At 69.9% G+C, this 20,367-nt stretch carries 22 protein-coding genes; 15 read left to right on the top strand and 7 right to left on the bottom strand.

All coding sequences use genetic code 11. The annotated features are described in order from the left end of the window. Positions 1-52: 52 nt before the first annotated feature. A complete protein-coding gene (locus NR792_RS09600) occupies positions 53-1,096 on the bottom strand; it encodes an NAD(P)-dependent alcohol dehydrogenase (protein WP_375759755.1) in 1,044 nt (347 codons plus the stop codon). Positions 1,097-1,241: 145 nt separating this feature from the next. On the opposite strand from NR792_RS09600, the gene NR792_RS09595 reads away from it, so the two are divergent. Continuing rightward, positions 1,242-2,147 carry a LysR family transcriptional regulator gene (locus tag NR792_RS09595; protein WP_375759754.1) on the top strand — a complete coding sequence of 302 codons (906 nt, stop codon included), beginning with the start codon at positions 1,242-1,244 and terminating at the stop codon, positions 2,145-2,147. 192 nt (positions 2,148-2,339) lie between these two features. Here the strand turns inward: NR792_RS09595 and NR792_RS09590 are convergent, their stop codons facing one another. Next, the gene (locus NR792_RS09590) at positions 2,340-2,690 is read right to left on the bottom strand and encodes a hypothetical protein (protein WP_375759753.1); all 351 of its coding nucleotides are present in this window, start codon (positions 2,688-2,690) and stop codon (positions 2,340-2,342) included. 226 nt (positions 2,691-2,916) lie between these two features. Here NR792_RS09590 and NR792_RS09585 point away from each other — a divergent pair, with 226 nt between their 5' ends. Continuing rightward, on the top strand, positions 2,917-3,216 hold the full coding sequence (locus tag NR792_RS09585) for a hypothetical protein (protein WP_375759752.1): 300 nt from the start codon (positions 2,917-2,919) through the stop codon (positions 3,214-3,216). Between the two features lie 49 nt (positions 3,217-3,265). On the opposite strand, the gene NR792_RS09580 is transcribed toward NR792_RS09585, so the two are convergent. Both NR792_RS09580 and NR792_RS09575 read right to left on the bottom strand, forming a co-directional pair. Next, the gene (locus NR792_RS09580; protein ID WP_375759751.1) at positions 3,266-3,937 is read right to left on the bottom strand and encodes a tyrosine-protein phosphatase; all 672 of its coding nucleotides are present in this window, start codon (positions 3,935-3,937) and stop codon (positions 3,266-3,268) included. Position 3,938: 1 nt separating this feature from the next. Continuing rightward, positions 3,939-4,565, bottom strand: coding sequence for a DUF1877 family protein (locus NR792_RS09575; protein ID WP_375759750.1), 627 nt, complete (start codon positions 4,563-4,565; stop codon positions 3,939-3,941). A 159-nt stretch (positions 4,566-4,724) separates the two neighbouring features. On the opposite strand from NR792_RS09575, the gene NR792_RS09570 reads away from it, so the two are divergent. Continuing rightward, on the top strand, positions 4,725-5,771 hold the full coding sequence (locus NR792_RS09570) for an alpha/beta hydrolase (protein ID WP_375759749.1): 1,047 nt from the start codon (positions 4,725-4,727) through the stop codon (positions 5,769-5,771). Here the strand turns inward: NR792_RS09570 and NR792_RS09565 are convergent. Both NR792_RS09565 and NR792_RS09560 read right to left on the bottom strand, forming a co-directional pair. After that, entirely contained in the window at positions 5,765-6,193 is a 429-nt protein-coding gene (locus tag NR792_RS09565; protein WP_375759748.1) for a DUF4326 domain-containing protein, read from the bottom strand. The genes NR792_RS09570 and NR792_RS09565 overlap by 7 nt on opposite strands. Before the next feature lie 102 nt (positions 6,194-6,295). Further along, positions 6,296-6,685, bottom strand: a complete 390-nt coding sequence (locus NR792_RS09560; RefSeq protein ID WP_375759747.1) for a hypothetical protein — start codon at positions 6,683-6,685, stop codon at positions 6,296-6,298. A gap of 219 nt (positions 6,686-6,904) precedes the next feature. On the opposite strand from NR792_RS09560, the gene NR792_RS09555 reads away from it, so the two are divergent. From NR792_RS09555 to NR792_RS09540, 4 genes are all read left to right on the top strand, one after another. Then, on the top strand, positions 6,905-8,170 hold the full coding sequence (locus NR792_RS09555) for a CCA tRNA nucleotidyltransferase (RefSeq protein WP_375759746.1): 1,266 nt from the start codon (positions 6,905-6,907) through the stop codon (positions 8,168-8,170). Positions 8,171-8,265: 95 nt separating this feature from the next. Then, positions 8,266-9,312 carry a tRNA 2-thiouridine(34) synthase MnmA gene (mnmA, locus tag NR792_RS09550; RefSeq protein WP_375759745.1) on the top strand — a complete coding sequence of 349 codons (1,047 nt, stop codon included), beginning with the start codon at positions 8,266-8,268 and terminating at the stop codon, positions 9,310-9,312. Positions 9,313-9,472: 160 nt separating this feature from the next. Continuing rightward, a complete protein-coding gene (locus NR792_RS09545; protein WP_375759744.1) occupies positions 9,473-10,405 on the top strand; it encodes an SPOR domain-containing protein in 933 nt (310 codons plus the stop codon). 30 nt (positions 10,406-10,435) lie between these two features. After that, positions 10,436-10,798 (top strand): cupin domain-containing protein, encoded by a 363-nt coding sequence (locus NR792_RS09540; protein WP_014397344.1) that lies wholly within the window; start codon positions 10,436-10,438, stop codon positions 10,796-10,798. 61 nt (positions 10,799-10,859) lie between these two features. Here NR792_RS09540 and NR792_RS09535 read toward each other — a convergent pair whose 3' ends face one another. Beyond that, positions 10,860-11,459 (bottom strand): hypothetical protein, encoded by a 600-nt coding sequence (locus tag NR792_RS09535; RefSeq protein ID WP_375759743.1) that lies wholly within the window; start codon positions 11,457-11,459, stop codon positions 10,860-10,862. Between the two features lie 93 nt (positions 11,460-11,552). Here NR792_RS09535 and NR792_RS09530 point away from each other — a divergent pair, with 93 nt between their 5' ends. The 8 genes from NR792_RS09530 to carA all read left to right on the top strand — a co-directional run bounded on the left by NR792_RS09530 (position 11,553) and on the right by carA (position 20,350). Further along, entirely contained in the window at positions 11,553-11,735 is a 183-nt protein-coding gene (locus tag NR792_RS09530) for a ribbon-helix-helix domain-containing protein (RefSeq protein ID WP_014397342.1), read from the top strand. A 24-nt stretch (positions 11,736-11,759) separates the two neighbouring features. Further along, positions 11,760-12,719 carry a UDP-glucuronic acid decarboxylase family protein gene (locus tag NR792_RS09525; protein ID WP_375761596.1) on the top strand — a complete coding sequence of 320 codons (960 nt, stop codon included), beginning with the start codon at positions 11,760-11,762 and terminating at the stop codon, positions 12,717-12,719. 75 nt (positions 12,720-12,794) lie between these two features. After that, entirely contained in the window at positions 12,795-13,739 is a 945-nt protein-coding gene (locus NR792_RS09520; protein ID WP_375759742.1) for an NAD-dependent epimerase/dehydratase family protein, read from the top strand. A gap of 150 nt (positions 13,740-13,889) precedes the next feature. Next, positions 13,890-15,701, top strand: coding sequence for a translation elongation factor 4 (gene lepA, locus NR792_RS09515; RefSeq protein ID WP_375759741.1), 1,812 nt, complete (start codon positions 13,890-13,892; stop codon positions 15,699-15,701). Between the two features lie 5 nt (positions 15,702-15,706). After that, positions 15,707-16,954, top strand: coding sequence for a signal peptidase I (lepB, locus tag NR792_RS09510; protein ID WP_375759740.1), 1,248 nt, complete (start codon positions 15,707-15,709; stop codon positions 16,952-16,954). 77 nt (positions 16,955-17,031) lie between these two features. Further along, on the top strand, positions 17,032-17,925 hold the full coding sequence (locus tag NR792_RS09505; RefSeq protein WP_375759739.1) for an aspartate carbamoyltransferase catalytic subunit: 894 nt from the start codon (positions 17,032-17,034) through the stop codon (positions 17,923-17,925). Next, complete coding sequence (locus NR792_RS09500; RefSeq protein ID WP_375759738.1) at positions 17,922-19,223, top strand: dihydroorotase; 1,302 nt, start codon at positions 17,922-17,924, stop codon at positions 19,221-19,223. Before NR792_RS09505 ends, NR792_RS09500 begins: the two co-directional genes overlap by 4 nt. Beyond that, a complete protein-coding gene (gene carA / locus NR792_RS09495) occupies positions 19,223-20,350 on the top strand; it encodes a glutamine-hydrolyzing carbamoyl-phosphate synthase small subunit (protein WP_375759737.1) in 1,128 nt (375 codons plus the stop codon). Before NR792_RS09500 ends, carA begins: the two co-directional genes overlap by 1 nt. Positions 20,351-20,367 lie beyond the last annotated feature (17 nt).

Here is a 20,367-nt window from a genome sequence, read left to right as displayed (position 1 = left end):
GCTCATCCGCGATGGCGGTGGCTGCGATTCGCATGGTTTCTCCCGTGGGGTGTTACTTCAGGGTCGCGGCGTCGATGACGAAGCGGTAGCGGACGTCGGAGGAGAGCACGCGCTCGTAGGCGTCGTTGATCTTGCTGGCGGGGATGACCTCGATGTCCGCGCCGATGTGATGCTTCGCGCAGAAGTCCAGCATCTCCTGCGTCTGCGGGATGCCGCCGATGAGCGACCCGGTGAACACGCGGCGGGGCATGAAGAGGGAGAACACGTTGACGGAGAGCGGCTCCGCGGGCGCGCCCACGTTGACCAGCGCGCCGTCCAGGGCCAGCAGGGACAGGTAGGCGTTCAGGTCGATCTTCGCGCTCACCGTGTTCACGATGAGGTCGAACGTGCCCGCGAGCTTCTGGAACGTCTCCGGGTCCTTCGTGGCGTAGTAGTGGTGCGCGCCCAGGCGCAGGCCGTCCTCCTTCTTGCTCAGCGACTGCGACAGGACGGTCACCTCCGCGCCCATCGCGCGAGCGAACTTCACGCCCATGTGACCCAGGCCGCCCATGCCCACGATGGCCACCTTCTTGCCGGGGCCCGCGCCCCAGCGGCGCAGCGGCGAGTACGTCGTGATGCCGGCGCACAGGAGCGGCGCGGCGGCGTCGAGCGCGATGCCTTCGGGGATCTTGAGGACGAAGTCCTCGGTCACGACGATGTGGGTGGAGTAGCCGCCCTGCGTGACCTGGCCATCGCGCCCGATGGCGCCATACGTTCCGACCATCCCCTTGAGGCAGTGCTGCTCCTCGCCCTTGCGGCAGGGCGCGCAGTCGCCGCAGGCGTCCACCATGCAGCCGACGCCGACGCGGTCGCCGACAGCGTGCTTCGTCACCCCGGGGCCGACCTGGGTGACGATGCCGGCGATCTCATGGCCGGGCGCGAGCGGGTAGGTCGTCTCGCCCCACTCGCCGCGGACGGTGTGGATGTCCGAGTGGCAGATGCCGCAGAACTTGATCTCGATGAGGACGTCGCGCGGGCCCAGCTCACGACGCTGGATCGTGATGGGGCCGAGGGGCGACGTGGCGGAGCGGGCCGCGTAGGCGTTGACGGTGGGCATGTGTCTCTTCTCCGGGGGGCTTGGGGCCACCAGGCCCCGTTCACGGGAAGAGAGATACGCGCCGGACCCGTGGATGACTACGCGCGAGGAGGCCAATAGGCTTTTAACCCGTGCTTAACAGTGGGCTCGGGTACGGTCCTCGCGAATGAATACGGCGCCCTTCACGCAGCTGCAGGTGTTCCTCGCCGTGGCCCGGCTGCGCAGCTTCAGCGGCGCCGCGCGCGAGCTGGGCGTCTCCACGGCCGCGGTGAGCCAGGCGGTGCGGCAGCTGGAGGAGCAGCTGCGGGTGGTGCTGCTCACCCGTACCACGCGCAGCGTGGCGCTGACGGACACGGGCAGGCGGCTCGTGGAGGAGGCGGGCCCGGCGGTCGGTCAGACGCTCGCCGCGCTTCGAGAGGTCTCCGCGCGGCCGGGGGAGGCCGTGGGCCGGGTCCGGCTGACGGTGCTGACGGCGGCGGTGCCCTACGTCATCGCCCCGGTGGTCCCCACCTTTCGCGCGCGTCACCCGCGAGTGGAGCTGGAGGTCGTCATCGAGGACCGCCTCGTGGACATCGTGGCCGAGGGCTACGACGCGGGCGTGCGGCTGAGCGAGGCCATCGAGCGCGACATGGTGCAGGTGCGGCTCACCGACGCGTTCCGCTTCGTGGTGGTGGGCTCGCCGGCCTACCTCAAGCGCCACGGCACGCCCCAGAAGCCCGAGGACCTGCTGCGCCACGAGTGCATCACCTTCCGCTCGCAGACGACCGGAGCGCTCTATCCCTGGGAGCTGGAGCGCGGCCGTAGGAACTGGCGCGTGCCGGTGCGCGGAGGCGTCGTCAGCAACGACCTGCACCTGCCGGCGGCCCTGGCGGAGGCGGGCGTGGGGCTGGCGTATGCCTTCGAGCCGGCCGTGGCGGAGCCGTTGCGCACCGGGCGGCTCGTGCGGGTGCTGGAGGCCTACGCGCCCACGGTCCCCGGCTTCTTCCTCTACTACCCCAGCCGTGCGCAGCGCTCCGCGCCGCTGCGCCTCTTCGTCGAGGCGGCCAGGGAGCTGGCCGCGAAGACGGTGTGAAGGCGCGTCAGCGGCCGGTCATCTTCTCCAGCGCCTCGGGATACCGGGCCCCCTGCGCCGTGAGCTTCGAGGCGGCGTCCGTGATGTCACGCGGAAGGATGTTGCGAAGTCGAGGACTCGGCGACCTGCTTGATTGTGCTCGAGGCGGCTGTTCAGGCCTGGTCGGCGGGGCCCCTTGAGCTCCGCGTCGCGTTACTGCGCGCTCACGCAGTACAGCTGGCTGCATTCGGCGTGGGCGTCCATGCACGCCTGGACCTCCTCGAGGTCGCCGTACTTCACGCGCTGGAGACAGGCGGTCCGCTCCGTGGCGCAGTCCGCGCAGGTCGCCGCCAGCTCGTCACCGCTCGAAGCAGGAGCGCTGTCCGGGGGGAAGCAGGCATACCCGGACGCGCCACAGGTGGAGGCGCGCATGACCACGAAACAGACCTCATCGCAGTAGGTGGGCTCCGCACAGACGTCGGTGCACTGGATGGGCAGGGCGAAGCTCACCGCCGGGGAAAAGGCAAGAGCGGCTGCGACGGCCAGCAATGGATTGAGGCGCATGGCAACTCCGACGAAAGGGTGGGTGCGCAGTCTGATTCCAGCCAGGCAGGCTGGACATCGCGGCTTGCCGCTATTGACTTTCGTGGATGGGGACCCGGGTCGGGTGTGAGTGTTCAGTCGATGGCAGTGGTGGCGTGAGGCGTCTGTCATTGGGCCGGGGGGTGGCGTCTGCTGGCGGGCGTGCTTGGCTTTGCGCAGGCACGCCCCTCACACCCCAGGAGTGCAGATGAACGCGCTGAGGAAGTCCCTGAACGCTGTCGCCGCCATCCTTGCCGTGGCCCCCGCCGCCGCGTTTGCCTATCCGCCGCAGTGCTGGGACGTCTGCACGGGCTACTGCGATCAGATTTGTTACGAGGGGACCTACCGCACCACCTGTGGCGAGTCGGTCGGGTGCTTCGCGCCCGCGCAGCCTTCAGAGGAGACCGCCTCCGTCTCCTCGGCGCAGACCCAGCAGTCCGAGGACACCGCGCCGGTCTGCGACGCCGCCCATCCGGAAGCGGAGCGGACCCCGACCGCCGAGAGCTGAGCGCTCTTGAGCACCCGCGAGGCCCGGTGCCGTGTCCGGGTCTCGCGGTTCAGACCAGTGCCGCGGCCAACGCGTCGAGCGCGCGCTCCTGCTGGACGGAGAGCCGCACCGCGGGCCGAGCCTGCCGCACCCGCGCGAGGGCCGTCTTCGCGTCCGGTGCATCCCCCCGGGCAACGAGGAGCGCGGCGGCGATCATGCCCGTGCGCCCATGCCCCTGCGCGCAGTGAACGTACAGCGGCCCGGGCAGGGCGGCCAGCTCGCGAAGGACCGGGGCCACCTGATCCACGGGCAACGTCGAAGCATCCAGGATGGGCAGCGACACGTAGCGGCAGGCGCTTCGGATGCCTTCCGGCTCGATGAACTCGGAGGTCAGGTCGAGCACCGCGCTGACGCCCGGGGGCAGCTCGCCGGGCAGCAGCCGGCGTCCCACCAGGACCCCAGGCACCACTTCGTCAAGGACGCGCTCCCGGGAGATGCGCCGTGCGAGATGCCAGGTGCCCCACGTGAGCAGCAGGTAGGGCAGGAGCGCGAGCACCGCCCACGGACGCATCCGTCCATCCGCTTGCTTCCCGAAGGCCCGCGCACCCACTCCGGCGTAGGCGAGCGCTACGATGGCGAAGCTCCACGCGGGCCACAGCAGCAGCCAGCCGGGTCCCTGAAGCCGCGATGCCAGGAAGGCGAGGAGCACCGCGGCGGTGGTGAAGACGAACGTGTATTTCATCTCAGTCCACGCGGACCAGGACGCCGTCCCCGTGCTTCGCGGCCGTGACGTAGAAGGCGCGAAAGAGGTCGAAGCGCTCGCGCAGCCACTGCCAGGCTTCTTCGAGGCCATCCTCGTGCGGACACTTGTAGACGCCCGCTTGTCGCATGCGCTCGACGGTGAAGTGCTCGCGGAGGGAGTCGAAGCGCACCGCCTCCAGCATCCGGGCGATCCGCTCCACCGTCTCGGGCCGCGTGTAGCGCAAGGGCACGCCCTGGGGCGCCACCACATGCCGGGCGATCCCCGCCTCGCCCTGGATCGCGATGCCGGCCAGGGAGTCGTCGTTGTCGTCCATTCCCAAGCCGTCCCTGCGACGGGCGGACAGGACGAAGTGCAGGTGATCCCACCTCCGGTGGAGCTCGACCTGTTGGGTCGCCAGGTCGGGGCGGGTCCGCAGGATGTCCCGCACGGCCTCCAGGAGCACGAGCTCGTCGGCATCCGGGCCGCCCGGCGCCAGACTCTCCTCACGAGGATCCTTGAGCAGCCGGGTGACGGAGATCATCCATCCGCCCACGCCGGCGTTCGCCCGGGCCAGAGCCAGAAGAGGGGAGCCGCCGGGAAGGGCCTGGTAGCTCGCATCGAGTCCCATGGGGCCCTTCGTAGCAGCTCCTGCGCCCTCGGTTCAGCCAGCCCGTGCGGTTCACCGGCCCGGGTGAGCCACACGGTGCCCTCCGGACAAGCCCACCGTGTGCCTGCGTCTCCCACTCCGGGCGTGCATGGCCATCCTCGCCCGAAGAGGAGAGACGCCATGCCCACCGATGCGAAGAAGCCCTCCGACGCCGGCCTGGATCCCCATGCCCGTGCGTTCCTGGAGCAGTTGAAGACAGCGGGCGGACCCGCGCTCGAGACCCTGCCTCCCACGGATGCGCGTGCCGTGCTCCGGAGCGTGCAGTCGGGAAAGAGCGTGAAGAAGCCCGCCCGTGTCGAGGACCGCGTCCTGCCGGTGGGCCCCGACGGCCGGGTCTCCGTCCGCATCGTGCGGCCCGCGGACGTGTCGGAGAAACTCCCCGCGGTGCTCTACCTCCACGGCGGTGGCTGGGTGCTGGGCGACAAGGACACGCACGACCGGCTGATCCGGGAGCTGGCCGTGGGGAGCCGGTGCGCGGTCGTGTTCGTCAACTACACGCCCGCGCCTGAAGGCCAGTACCCCGCGCAGCTCGAGCAGGCCTACGCCGCGCTCCAGTGGATCGCGAAGAACGGCGGCGAAGCGGACCTGGATGGCCAGCTTATCGCCGTGGCCGGGGACAGCGCGGGCGGGAACCTGGCGGCGGCGCTCACGCTGGTGGCGAAGGAGCGCGGCGGCCCGCGCATCCTGCAGCAGGTGCTGTTCTATCCCGTCACGGATGCCCGCTTCGACACGGCCTCCTACGAGCGGTACGCGGACGGCTACTTCCTCACCCGCGGCGGGATGCAGTGGTTCTGGGACAACTACGCCCCGGACTCCTCCGTGCGCACGGAGGCCACGGTCAGCCCCCTGCGCGCGACCGATGCGCAGCTGCGGGGCCTTCCTCCCGCGCTCATCCTCAACGGCGAGTGCGACGTGCTCCGCGACGAGGGCCAGGCCTACGCGCGCAGGCTCGTGGACGCGGGCGTCCCGACGCTGGCCCTCCAGTACGAGGGGATGATCCACGACTTCGTGATGCTGGATCCGCTGGCGGACTCACTCGCCGCGCGCAATGCCATTGCCCAGGCGTGCCTGACGCTGTCGGAAGTGCTGGGCACGCGGCGGCAGGCGGACGCGACGCTTACGCCCCAGCCCGCGCAGGTCCGCGAGCGGGAGAACGCGCGTCACTGACGCGGACTGGCGTCCAGCCACGCGGCCAGCACGTCCGCGTGGCATGGGCCCGGCTTGCACCAGCAGCCCAGCCGCTTGCCGCGCAACGTCCGCACGTCGCGCAGGAAGTCCGCGTCGTGCTGCGTGCGCAGCTCCAGGTACCAGCGGAAGGACTCGAACGCGTCCGGGCCGGGCGCCATGCGCCGCTGGGCCTCGTCGCGGATCCGCGCGGCTTCGTCTGCGGGCAGCTTCGCCAGCCAGGGCTCGAAGTACGTGCGGATCATCGCCTTCCAGGTCTTCACGCCCCCGGGCTTGAACGGGTTGCCGAAGCGGCCCGGCACGGGGTTGAGCGGGCCGGGCTTCGCCCAGGCGCGGAAGGCGCGGCCCACGTACACCTCACAGGCGTCGTGCACGTGCACCGCGGTGGTTGGGGAGTCGGACATGGCGGGTGCATCGTTAACAGATGCACCCGCCGCACGCCGTGCGGGATGGCGGGGAAGGGGAGCGCTCCAGGAACGCTCCCCGGCCCCGTCAGCAGGCAGGAGTCAGTAGGGGTGGATGCCCTGCTTCTCGTGCGGCGTCTCCGTGTACGTGGACTTGAAGACCGAGCCCGCCGCGTTGAGCACCGCTCCCGTGGCCTCCACGGCCCCCTGCCGCACGTCGCCCTTGCGGAAGCTCTCGAAGGCGTCCCGGGCGAAGCCCACGACCTCGCGCTGGTGCGCGTTGATCTCGCTGCGCTCCCCGCTCTCCACCTTCCTGACGTTGTCGATGACGCTGTCCCGGGACCGGTCGGAGATGCCGACGTTCCGCTTGTCCAGGAAGTAGTTCATGCCGTTGACCTGCTGTCCGTAGACGGTCTTCGAGCCGTCCGACGTCCGATCAATCTGCAGGCGGGAGGGGTTCTTGAACGTGTAGCTGCTGATGGACTTGAGCATGGTCTTCCTCGCTGGGGGCGGCGGCCCCTGGCCCCGCCCGCGGTAGGTGCTGCGTTGAAATGATTGTCGGGGCGTGTGGGTGAGAGTTTCCTGAAGACTTTCATTTGCACACGTATAGGTCATTTGTCGTATGCCGGCCTTCACGGGGCCTCCGCAGTGGTCAGGCCCGCTGGAAGACGGCAACGTACGCGCCCGCCTCCTCCCACCCCTTTCGTGGTCATGATCGCCAACCTCCACGACGCCGAAATCCCGAAGCCCGTGCTCGAAGTCATCACCCGCCTGCGCGAGCTGGGCCACCCCACCTACCTGGTCGGCGGTTGCGTGCGGGACATGGTCCGCAAGGTCCACCCGAAGGACTTCGACGTCGCGACGAGCGCGCTGCCGGAAGAGGTCCAGCGCGCCTTCCGCAAGGTCATCCCCACCGGCATCCAGCACGGCACCGTGACGGTCGTCACCGGCGGCAACCACGTGGAGGTGACGACGTTCCGTTCGGAAGGGGACTACCTGGACGGACGGCGCCCCAGCTCCGTGTCCTTCGAGCGCGACATCGTGAAGGACCTGTCGCGGCGCGACTTCACCATCAACGCCATGGCGTACAACCCGCTCGACCGCGAGCTGGTGGATCCGTTCGGCGGCCAGGTGGACCTGCCCGCGAAGCTCATCCGCTGCGTGGGCTCCGCGCTGGAGCGCTTCTCCGAGGACGGCCTGCGCCCGCTGCGCGCCGTGCGCTTCGCCGCCGTGCTGGGCTTCACCCTGGACCCCGCCACCCGCGACGCCATCCCCGCGACGTTGGCCGTGTTCCGCAAGGTCGCGCTGGAGCGCGTGCGCGAGGAGCTGCTCAAACTGCTGCTGTCCCCCCGCGCGGAGACGGGGCTGCACCTGCTCGCGGACACGGGGCTGATGGAGTGCTTTCTTCCGGAGGTGGCCCGCGCGGACGCGGAGGCCGCCCGGCTGGCCCGCGCCGCCGTGCAGGCCGCGCCGCTGGACGCGGACCTGCGCATGGCCACGCTGCTCGCGGACATCGACACCGCGACGCAGGCCAAGGACCTGTGCCTGCGCCTGAAGTTCCCCAACAAGTCCGCGGACCTCATCGGCCTGCTCGTCGAGCACGCGAAGCTGGAGACGCGCGTGAACGACACGGACCCCGCGCTGCGCCGGCTGCTCGCCCGCGTGGGACTCGCGAACCTGCCCGCGCTCCTCTCCGTGGCCCGCGCCCGCGTCCAGGTCCGGGCTCCGGAGCAGCTTCCGGCGCTGGAGGCGCTGGCCTCGCGGCTGGAGGCGCTGGCCGCCGCGAAGCCCCCCCTGTCCGCGAAGGAGCTGGCGCTCACCGGGGGCGACATCATGAAGACGCTGGGCATCGGCCCCTCGCCGAAGGTGGGCGAGGCGACCCGGTACCTCATGGAGACGGTGCTCGATGATCCGTCGCTGAACACCGCGGATGAGCTCCGCGCCCGGCTCACGGCCTGGGCCTCGCGGAGTCCTTGAGAAGGGGGCTTCCTCTCCGGCCGGAGGGCAGGGGAGGGGGCCTGGAGCGCCTCGGGCCGTGCGTCCCGGCCCGGGGGCGTGTAGGAAGGGGCCCCATGCGAGTCGTCGTTGCCATGAGCGGCGGGGTGGATTCCTCGGCCGCCGCCGCCCTGCTCAAGGAGCAGGGCCACGAGGTCATCGGCATCACCCTGCGCGTCTGGTCCTACGAGGGCAACGCGAAGTGTGGCAGCTGCTGCAGTCCGGACGACATCGACGACGCCCGCGCGGTGGCCCAGACGCTGGGCATCCCGTTCTACGTGGCCAACGCCGAGGAGATCTTCCAGGACCGGGTCGTCAACCCGTTCGTCCAGTCGTACCTGGGCGGCAAGACGCCCATCCCGTGCGTGAGCTGCAACCGCGACGTGAAGTTCAACTTCCTCCTCAAGCGCGCGCGCGCCCTGGGCGCCCGGCTCGCCACCGGCCACTACGCCCAGGTGGAGGAGGTGGACGGCCGCTTCCACCTTCGCCGCGCCGTGGACGCCGCCAAGGACCAGAGCTACTTCCTCTTCACGCTGGGCCAGGAGGAGCTGAAGGACGTCCTCTTCCCGGTGGGCCACCTCACCAAGACGGAGGTGCGCGCCGTCGCCGAGCGCCACCACCTCCCCACCACCCACAAGCCGGAGAGCATGGAGATCTGCTTCGTGCCTGACGGCGACTACGCCGGGTTCGTGGAGAAGGTCGCCGGCCCCCAGCCGTCTGGTGAAGTCGTGGATCCGGACGGCAAGGTGCTGGGCACGCACAACGGCATCCACCGCTTCACCGTGGGGCAGCGCAAGGGGCTCAACCTGGGCGGCGGCGAGGTGCGCTACGTGCAGCGCCTGGAGCCGGAGACGAACCGCGTCGTCGTGGGCCCCGCGGAGGGCACGGGCCGCGCGCAGTTCGGGCTGCTCCAGCCGCACTGGGTGGACGGGCCGCCCCCGCCGGAGCAGGCCGTGGAGGTCCGCATCCGCCACCGCCACGCGGGCGCCCCGGGGCGGATCCACATCTCGCAGCACGGGCTGGTGTCGGTGAAGCTGGATGCGCCCGCACGCGCCGTCACGCCGGGCCAGGCCGCGGTGGTCTACGACCGGGATCGCGTGCTCGGCGGCGGGTGGATCGTCTGAGCCCACCCGGCGCGTCTGGCGCCTGACTTCAGGCCTCGCGCGCGTCGCTCCCACGCGGTCTCCGTGAATTTGACCCGCCTGGGGGTGGGGCGTAGCTTGCGCGCACGCTGTCGCTACAGGCCGTTACACGGCCCGAGCGCGCAATGAGGTTTGCCCCGCCATGCGTGACGCCCACCGGATGAAGGAGAAGTTCGACGTCTCGTTGGACAACCGGCAGATCGTCAGCCTGTTGATCGCCGGCATCGTCGTGATGGGCGCCGTGTTCGTGCTGGGCGTGGTGGTGGGCAAGAAGCTCTCCAGCGACGCGCAGACCGCCGCCGCCCCGGACCTGCTCTCCGCGCTGGACGCCAACGCGCAGGTCCTCAACGACGCGCGCCAGGAGCCGCCGCTCACCTTCCCGGACGAGCTCACCCGCAAGACGGGCGCCGAGCCCCTGCCGCCGCTGCCCAAGCCCGCCGCGAAGCCGGAGGCCCCCAAGGCCACCGCCGCCGCCGCGAAGCCCGAGGTGAAGCCGGAGCCGAAGCCCGCGGAAGCCCCCAAGGTCGCCGCGAAGCCCGCCGCCCCCGCCCCCACGCCGGACCCCGACACGGGCGAGCTGCCCGCGATGGACGCCGCCGAGGAGGACGCCATCGCCAACGGCAAGCCCCTCGCGAAGCCGGAAGCCAAGCCCGCGGAAGCCCCCAAGGTCGCCACCGCCAAGCCGGAGCCGGTGAAGCCGGAGCCCGTGAAGGGAAAGGTGGAGGAGACGCCGGTCGCCACCCGCACCGCCGCGCGCGACGGGGGCATGAAGGAGGCCATCGCCCGGGCCCAGGCGCTGCCCGCCGAGCCGCCGCGCCCGTCGGAGGCGGTGAAGGGGGGGGCGTTCACGCTCCAGCTCTCCGCCTTCCAGAGCCGCCAGGACGCCGACCGTTTCGCCGCGCGGTTGCGTGATAAGGGCTATGCCCCCTATATCCTGGCCGCCGAGGTGCCTGGAAAGGGCACCTGGTACCGCGTCCGGATGGGCAGCTTCGCCAGCAAGGAAGCCGCGGGCCGGTACCTGACGGATTTCAAGCGCGAGACCCAGCTCGACGCGTACGTGGCCGGCACGAACTAGCGCTGCTGGGCAAGGAAGAGACGAAGCAACATGACGACGACGAAGCGGGTGGAGAAGCCCTGGGGTCACGAGCTCATCTGGGCCCACACGGAGCGCTACGTGGGCAAGCTCCTGCACGTGAAGGCCGGCCACAAGCTGAGCCTCCAGTTCCACAACGTCAAGGACGAGACCATCCACGTCCAGAGCGGCAAGCTCCTCTTCGTCGTCGACGAGGGCCAGGGCCTCATCGAGAAGGAGATGAACCCCGGTGAGAGCTACCACATCAAGCCGCTGACGAAGCACCGCATGGTCGCCATCACCGACTGCGACATCCTCGAGGTCAGCACCCCCGAGCTGAATGACGTGGTGCGCCTGGAGGACTCCTACGGGCGCACGGGCACCAGCGCCCCGTAGGCCTTCGTCGTACCGCCCGCCGGCGCGCCCTCGCGGTGCGCGCTGGCGCCGGCCCCCGACGTCACTCCTTGGGCTTCGCCGCCGGGTTCGGGTTGCGGGTCCACTGGTCCACGGTGCCGTCGCCGTCCAGGTCCTCGCCAATGCGGTCCACCTGGCCGTTCTCCCAGTACTCCCAGTAGTCCACCCGGCCGTCGTGGTTCGCGTCGCGCTCCTTCCGCACGAGCGTGTCGTTCTCGTAGTAGAGCCACGAGTCCGCGCGGCCGTTGCCGTCCAGGTCGCGCTCGCCCTTCGTGCGCTTGCCTTCCGCGTAGTGGTACGTGGCGTCCACCTTGCCGTCGTAGTCCAGGTCCATCACCTCGCGGACCTTCGCGCCCTGCGGATCCAGGTACTGGGTGACGTCCACGCGGCCGTCCCAGTTCAGGTCCAGCTCCTTGCGCACCAGCACGTCCTTCACCCGGTACTCCCAGACGTCCGTGCGGCCGTCGCCGTTGGCGTCCAGCTCCGTCACGGTCTCCCCGGGCTCCTGCTTTCCCCGGATGGCCTCCGCCTCCGGGCGCTTGTGCGCTGCGTCAGAGGTCTCCGCCGCCTTCTTGGAGGCGCAACCGGAGAGGACGCCTGCCGCCACGAAGCCCAGGAAAATCAAACGGTTGCTAGAAGCCAAGGTGCCTCCCAAGCAGGTGGGGCGCCATGTTCGCGCCGCTTCACTTCCGTGCTTTCGCAGGCCACGTCATTCCATATATTTTCACGTATCGCCATGGCCCGAAAGAAAGTCAGCACCACCATCTACATCACTCCGGAGCAGAACGAACTGCTCAAGGCGCTGAACCAGAAGACGAAGGTGCCCGTGGCCGAATACATCCGGCAGGGCATCGACCTGGTGCTGGAGAAGTACAAGGCGCAGCTGCCGGGCCAGGCAACCTTCGACGAACTTTCCTGACGAACGAGGCGTGACGTGACGAGCATGCGTGGCAAGCGGGCGGTGGTGCTGGGTGGGGCCGGATTCGTGGGCTCGCACCTGTGTGAGCGGCTGCTGGATGACGGCGCGGAGTCCGTCCTCGCGGTGGACAACCTCATCACCGGAAACGAAGCGAACGTGCGCACGCTCAAGCCGCGCGCGGGCTTCCAGTTCGTGAAGCAGGACATCACGGAGGGGCTGGAGGTGGACGGGCCGGTGGACTTCGTCCTCAACCTGGCCTCGCCCGCGTCGCCCATCGACTACGCGAACCTCCCCATCGAAACGCTGCGCGTGGGCTCCATCGGCACGGAGAACGCGCTGAAGCTGGCGGAGAAGAAGAAGGCCGTGTTCCTCATGGCCTCCACGTCGGAAGTGTACGGAGACCCGCTCGTGCACCCCCAGAAGGAGGATTACTGGGGCAACGTGAACCCCATCGGGCCGCGCTCCGTGTACGACGAGGCCAAGCGCTACTCGGAGGCCATCAGCGCCGCCTACGAGCGCAGCCGCGGCGTGAACGTCCGCATCGTGCGCATCTTCAACACCTACGGCCCGCGCATGCGCCTCAACGACGGCCGCGTGGTGCCGGCCTTCGTGGGGCAGATCCTCCGGGGCGAGGACTTCAGCGTCTTCGGGGACGGCAGCCAGACCCGCTCGTTCTGCTACGTGAAGGACCTGGTGGACGGCCTGGTGCGGCTGATCCTCTCGGACGTCCGGGGCCCGGTGAACATCGGCAACCCGCGCGAGATGACCATCAAGCAGTTCGCGGAGGCCGTGCGGGAAGCGGCGGGCGGAGGTGGGAAGATCGTCTACCAGCCCCTCCCCAAGGATGATCCGAAGCAGCGCCAGCCGGACATCACCCGGGCGCGCACGCTCCTGGGCTGGGAGCCCAAGGTGAAGCTGGAAGAGGGTCTGCGGGACACCATCGCGTACTTCCGAGAGGTTGCCGGTCGCCCCTCTGGAGCATAGGTTGGCCGCGCGCGAGTGAACGCGAGGTAGACGACGGTCCGGCCCCCTCTGGCGGCCGGACCGGGGGAGAACGGCGTGAAAGTCCTGGTAACGGGCGGCGCGGGCTTCATTGGCTCGCACGTGTGTGATGAGTTCCTCCGCAATGGCCACGAGGTCATCGCGCTGGACAACCTGTCGAGCGGCAAGAAGGAGAACCTGGATCCGCGCGTGCGGCTGGCCGTGCACGACATCCGGAGCCCGGAAGCCGCGGAGCTCATCCGCACCGAGAAGCCCCAGGTGCTCTGCCACCTGGCCGCCCAGATGGACGTGCGCAAGAGCGTGGAGGACCCCGGCTTCGACGCGGACGTGAACATCCGCGGCATGACGAACCTGCTGGAGGCCGCGCGCCAGTCCGGCGTGAAGAAGGTCATCTTCAGCTCCACCGGCGGCGCCATCTACGGCGAGCAGGACTACTTCCCCGCCCGCGAGGACCACCCCACGCGGCCGGTGTCGCCCTACGGCGTCTCCAAGGCGGCGGGCGAGCTGTACCTGGGCTACTACCGGGCGCAGTACGGCCTGCCGTACGTCGCCCTGCGGTACGCCAACGTGTACGGCCCCCGGCAGAACCCGCACGGCGAGGCGGGCGTGGTGGCCATCTTCTGCCAGCGCACCATCGCGGGGCAGGGCTGCACCATCTTCGGCGAGGGCAAGCAGACGCGTGACTTCGTCTTCGGTCCGGACGTGGCCCGCGCCAACTACCTGGCCTTCCAGAGCGACTACGTGGGCGCCGCCAACATCGGCACCGGCGTGGAGACGGACATCAACCGCCTCTACGAGCTCATCGCGGAGGCCGGCGGCAGCTCGCTGAAGGCCGCGCACGCGCCGGGCAAGCCGGGCGAGCAGCTGCGCTCCTGCATCGACGCTTCCCACGCGAAGAAGGTGCTGGGCTGGGAGCCGTCCGTGCAGCTGGCGGAGGGCCTGCGCCGCACGGTGCAGTTCTTCCGCGAGCAGGCCGCCGGGCCCGTCCGCGCCCGGGGCTAGTGCGCTCCCCGTCCCCCCGGCCTGGACGCCGGGGGGATTTCGGGGCGTCAGGCGGGTGGAGTGCCCGGCGGGCAGGAGTGCGCCGGTCGTGGATTTTCGGGCGGTTCGGTGTTACCTACGCCCGCTTCGCGACCGACGAGCGCCCTGAACATGCCGGCTGAAAACGCGCACATCCGCAACTTCTGCATCATCGCCCACATCGACCATGGAAAGTCGACGCTGGCCGACCGCCTCCTGGAGAAGACAGGCACGCTGACCAAGCGTGAGGCGCAGGCCCAGTTCCTCGACAACATGGACATCGAGCGAGAGCGGGGCATCACCATCAAGGCCCAGTCCGTGCGGATGACGTACACCGCCAAGGACGGCCAGAACTACGTCCTCAACCTCATCGACACACCGGGGCACGTGGACTTCGCCTACGAGGTGAGCCGCAGCCTCGCCGCGTGCGAGGGCGCGCTGCTCGTCGTGGACGCGACCCAGGGCGTGGAGGCGCAGACGCTCGCCAACGTCTACATGGCGTTGGACCACAACCTGGAGATCATCCCGGTCATCAACAAGATCGACCTGCCCAGCGCGGACGTGGACCGCACGCGCGGGGAGATTGAAGACGTCATCGGCATCGACGCGTCCGTCGCGGTGCCGGCCTCCGCCAAGGAGGGCCTCGGCATCCACGACATCCTGGAGTCGGTGGTCAAGCGCGTGCCGCCGCCGCAGGGTTCGCCGAGCGCGCCGCTCAAGGCGCTCATCTTCGACTCCTGGTACGACAACTACCGGGGCGTGGTGACGCTGGTGCGCGTGCTGGAAGGCACGCTGAAGCTCAAGCAGAAGATCAAGATGTTCAGCAACAACAAGGTCTTCGAGGTGCAGGAGCTGGGCGTGTTCAGCCCGTTCTCGCGCCCGGTGACGCAGCTCATGGCGGGCGAGGTGGGTGTCCTCGTCGCGAACGTGAAGGAGCTGCAGGACGCGAAGGTCGGCGACACCGTGACGGAGGAGGCGCGGCCCACGGAGACTGCCTTCCCGGGCTTCAAGGAAGTCAAGCCGATGGTGTTCTCCGGCATCTTCCCGGTGGACTCCGCGGACTACGAGAACCTGCGCGACGCGCTGGCGAAGCTGACGCTCAACGACTCCGCCTTCACCTACGAGCCGGAGTCCTCCACGGCGCTGGGGTTCGGCTTCCGCTGCGGCTACCTGGGCCTGCTCCACATGGAGATCGTCCAGGAGCGCCTGGAGCGCGAGTACAACCTCAACCTCATCACCACGGCGCCGTCGGTGGTCTACCGCATCACCACCAGCAAGGGTGAGACGCTGCTGGTGGACAACCCGGCGAAGCTGCCGCCCACGCAGAACATCGAGAAGTTCGAGGAGCCCATCCTCACCTGCCACATCCACGTGCCCAACGAGCACCTGGGCGCCATCCTGAAGCTGTGCCAGGACCGGCGTGGCGTGCAGAAGGACATGAAGTACCTGGGCTCCAGCGGCACCCGCGTGCAGGTGACGTACGAGATGCCCATGGCGGAGGTCGTGTTCGACTTCTTCGACCGGCTGAAGAGCGTATCGCGCGGCTACGCGAGCCTGGACTACGAGCTGTCCGCCTACGCGGAAGCGGACCTGGCGAAGCTGGACATCCTCATCAACGGGGAGCCGGTGGACGCGCTCAGCGTCATCGTGCACCGCGAGCGCGCGTACCTGCGCGGCCGCGAGGTCTGCGAGAAGCTCAAGGAAGTGATTCCCAAGCAGATGTACGAGGTGGCCATCCAGGCCGCCATCGGCGCGAAGATCATCTCCCGCGAGACGATCTCCGCCATGCGCAAGAACGTCCTTGCCAAGTGCTACGGCGGTGACATCAGCCGCAAGCGCAAGCTCCTGGAGAAGCAGAAGGAGGGCAAGAAGCGCATGAAGCAGGTGGGCACGGTGGAGATTCCGCAGGAAGCCTTCCTCGCGGTCCTCAAGACGGAGCAGTAAGCCCCATGAGCACGGCCAGTCCTTCCATGAAGCTGGGAGCGGCCATGGCCGCGCGCCGCACCCCGGAGCAGCTCAAGGCCCGCCGCCAGCTGATGTGGCGCGAGCTGCTCACCAGCCTCTGGGCCCCGCTGTGCGGCGTGGGCCTGGCGTTCATCCCGTACCTCATCCTCATCGAGTCGGCGCCCGCCACCGCGTCCTGGGCCCAGCCCCTGATGAAGGGCTTCGGCCTGCTGATGGTGCTGGCCTTCGTGGGCCTGCTGGTGTGGCGCAACGCCTCCAAGAAGGAGTCGCAGCTGCGCACGCTGCGCCACGAGGCGCGCGAGCTCATCGCCGAGGACGAGCGCATCCTGTCGCGCGTGGGGACGAAGGTGTCCCCGGCCGCGGCGGACCGCATCACCGAGCAGGCCCTGCGCGTGGAGTCCGCTTCCGTGGCGGGCAGCGTGGAGCAGCTGCGCACGGAGACGAAGGCGCTGGAGACGCTGACGCAGGAGCACCTGGGCGCGTACCGCAAGCAGTCCGTGTGGGACTTCGTGGGCGGCTTCGGCAAGGCGCTGCTCATCGCCCTGGTCATCCGCACGGTGCTGGTGGAGCCGTACCGCATCCCGTCCGGCTCCATGCTGCCCACGCTGCAGATTGGCGATCAGGTCTTCGTGAACAAGTTCATCTACGGGGTGCGCGTCCCGTTCATGAACGTGGTGCCGTTCCGCATCGTGCGGGCGCCGCAGCGCGGGGACGTCATCGTCTTCAACAACCCCGTGGACGAGTCCAAGGACTTCATCAAGCGCGTCATCGGCATCCCCGGCGACACGGTGGAGATCGTCGACGGCGTCATCCGCATCAACGGCGAGCCGCAGCCGCGCACGCTGGTGTCGCCGGACTTCGTGGTGCACAACCAGGACGACACCACGGGCCGCTGGTTCGACCAGGAAGAGGTGCTCTACCGCGAGGACCTGGGCGGCGTGGTGCACTCGTCGCTCCAGCACCCCATGCGCCTGCCGGGCCGCGACCACGAGGGCCCGTACACGGTGCCCGCCGACAGCGTCTTCGTGATGGGCGACAACCGGGACAACAGCGCGGACAGCCGCTACAACCTGGGCGGCCCGGGCGGCGCCGAGGTCGCCTACGTGCCGTACGGCCACATCAAGGGCAAGGCCATGGTCGTCTGGCTGTCGCTCGGCTGGGGGGGCCTCTTGGGCAACCTGTTTGGCGGCACGGGCCTCCGGGTGGACCGTTTCTTCGAACCGGTGCGCTGACGGACGCTGGCCGGGTCGCCACCACGCGCCGTGCTTGACGCAACGTGCGGCGCGCGGTACGCGGCGGCCCCGGCCCCATGAGACATCTTCTCGGAATCGCAGGCTGGCGGCGGGACGAGCTGGAAGCGCTGCTCGACCGTGCCCAGGCACACCTGCCCGGCGGACCGGATGCCTCGCACGTGCTGCGCGGCCGCGTCGTGGCGAACCTCTTCTTCGAGGACTCCACCCGGACGCGCTCCTCCTTCGAGGTGGCCGCGCGGAGGCTGGGTGCGGACGTCCTCAACTGGAGCCACGCGGGCTCCTCCGTGTCCAAGGGCGAGACGCTCCTGGACACCGCGCGCAACATCGAGGCCATGGGGCCGGCGGTCATCGTCATCCGCCACCGCTCCTCCGGCGCGCCGGGCCTCGTCGCCCGGAACGTGAAGTGCGCGGTGGTCAACGCGGGCGACGGCGCGCACGAGCACCCGTCCCAGGCCCTGCTGGACGCCTTCACGCTGCGGCAGCGCTGGGGCCGCCTGGACGGGCGCACGGTGCTGATTGTCGGTGACGTGCTGCACAGCCGCGTGGCGCGCTCCAACCTCTTGTGCCTCAAGGCCCTGGGGGCCCGGGTCGTGCTCTGCGGGCCGCCCACCCTCCTGCCGCCAGGGCTGGAGGAGATGGGCGGAGAGGTGACGCACCAGCTGGACGCCGTGCTGCCCCAGGCGGACGCGGTGATGTGCCTGAGGCTGCAGACGGAGCGCATGTCGGAAGCGTTCCTGCCGTCCCAGCGGGAGTACTCGCGGCTGTTCGGCCTGACGCCCGCCCGCGCGGAGCGGATGAAGCCGGACGCCCCCGTGCTGCACCCGGGCCCCATCAACCGCGGCGTGGAGCTGTCGCCGGCGGTGGCGGACGGGCCCCGCAGCGTCATCCTGGAACAGGTGGCCAACGGCGTCGCGGTGCGCCGGGCCATCCTGGAGGCGTGCGCATCATGACCCCAGTGCTCTTCCAGCGGGCGCGTGTCATCGACCCGCGAAATGGCGTGGACGGCGTCCGCGACGTGCTGGTGACGGACGGCCGGGTGGCGCAGGTGTCGGAAGCTCCGCTGCCCGCGCCCCAGGACGCGCGCGTGGTGGACGCCACGGACCGGTGGCTGGTGCCGGGCTTCATCGACCTGCACGTGCACCTGCGCGAGCCGGGAGAAGAGGGCAAGGAGACGGTCCTCACCGGCTGCCGCTCGGCGGTGGCGGGCGGCTTCACCGGCGTCGTGGCCATGCCCAACACCAAGGTGGTGAACGACAGCGCGCTCGTCACGGAGCTGGTGCTGTCGCGCGCGCGGGACGCGGCCCTGTGCCACGTGTACCCGGCGGGCGCCATCACCAAGGGGCTCAAGGGCGAGGAGCTGTCGGAAGCAGGCGAGCTGATTGCCGCCGGCTGCGTCGCCCTCACCGACGACGGCCGCCCGGTGATGAACGCGGCCCTGATGCGCCGCGTGCTCCAGTACGCCACGCAGTTCGACGTGCCGGTCATGGTCCACGAGGAGGACCTCACGCTGTCCGCCGGCGGCGCCATGCACGAGGGCGCCACGTCCACGCGGCTGGGCCTGCGCGGGATTCCCGCCTCCGCGGAGGTGGCCATGGTGGCGCGCGACCTGGTGCTCCTGGAGGAGACGAAGGGGCGCCTGCACGTCGCGCACGTGTCGTGCGAGGGCAGCGTGCGGCTCATCCGCGAGGCGAAGAAGCGCGGCCTGCGCGTCACCTGCGAGGTGGCGCCGCACCACTTCACCCTGGATGACCGGGCGGTGGGGGACTACGACACCCACGCGAAGATGGCGCCGCCCCTGCGCGGCGACGCGGACGTGAAGGCGCTGCGCGAGGCGCTGGTGGACGGCACGGTGGACGCCATCGCCACGGACCACGCGCCGCATGGCGTGTCCGACAAGCTGGTGGAGTTCGAGAAGGGCATCAACGGCATCGTCGGGCTGGAGACGGCCCTGGGGCTCACGCTGGCGCTGGTGCACGAGGGCGTGCTCACCCCGCGCCGGGCGGTGGAGCTGCTGTCGGACGGGCCGGCGAGGGTATTCAGCCTGCCGGGCGGTCACCTGGCGCCTGGTGCCCCGGCGGACATCACCCTTGTGTCTCCTTCGGAGGAGTGGACGGTGGATGCCCACCGGTTCTATTCCCGCAGTCGCAACACGCCCTTCCACGGGCGCACGCTGAAGGGTCGCGTGACGCAGACGTGGGTGGGCGGCCGGTGTGTGTTCGAGGACGGTCAGCTCAAGGAGTCGCGGTGATGACGAAGCGGGCGGTGCTCGCACTGGCGGATGGCACCACCTTCGAGGGACGCGCCTTTGGCGCTTCCGGCGAGACGGTGGGTGAGGTGGTCTTCAACACGTCCATGTACGGCTACCAGGAGATCCTCACGGATCCCTCGTACGTGGGGCAGATCGTCACCATGGCGTACCCGGAGATGGGCAACATCGGGGCGAACGCGGGCGACGAGGAGGCGGGCTTGCCGCACGCGGTGGGCATGGTGGTGCGCTCGCTGACGAAGACGCCCTCCAACTGGCGCGCGCAGGAGACGCTGGACGCGTACCTCGCGCGCCACGGCCGCGTGGGCATCGAGGGCGTGGACACCCGCCGGCTGGTGCGCCACCTGCGCACGCACGGCGCCCAGACGGGCATCATCTCCACGGAGAACGTGTCCGCCGCCGCCCTGGCCGAGCGCGCGCGCAGCGCCGTGGGCATGGAGGGCCTGGACCTGGCCACGGGCGTGTCCTGCAAGGAGCCCTACCTCTTCACCACGCCCACGCCGGACGTGTTCCTGGGCACGGGCGACAAGCAGCCGGAGCCGGAGCTCAAGTACGACGTCATCGCGTACGACTACGGCCTCAAGCGCTCCATGCTCCAGTACCTGGTGGACGTGGGCTGCCGCGTGACGGTGGTGCCGTCGCACTTCACGGCGGAGCAGGTGCTGGCGAAGAAGCCGCACGGCGTCTTCCTGGCCAACGGCCCGGGTGACCCGGCCGCGGTGAAGGGCGCGGACCGCACGGTGGCGGCGCTGCTGGGCAAGGTGCCGGTGTTCGGCATCTGCCTGGGGCATCAGATCATGGCGCTGGCGCTGGGCGGCCGGACGTACAAGATGAAGTTCGGCCACCGCGGCGGCAACCAGCCCGTGAAGGACCTCACCACGGGCAAGGTGGAGATCACCGCGCAGAACCACGGCTTCGCGGTGGACGACGCCAGCCTCAAGGGCAAGGCCGTCGTCACGCACATCAACCTGAACGACGGCACGGTGGAGGGCCTGGCCGTACCGGACGCGCGGGCCTTCAGCGTGCAGTACCACCCCGAGGCTTCGCCCGGCCCTCACGACGCGCGCTACCTGTTCAGCCGCTTCGCGACGCTGATGGCGGGTTCGTAGGAAGAAAGCTCGCAACG

The organism is Corallococcus exercitus (assembly GCF_042231735.1).
Taxonomy (GTDB): Bacteria; Myxococcota; Myxococcia; order Myxococcales; family Myxococcaceae; genus Corallococcus; species Corallococcus exercitus_B.
The sequence above is the reverse complement of the archived record's forward strand: the minus strand, read 5'-3'. Positions and strand labels throughout refer to the sequence as shown.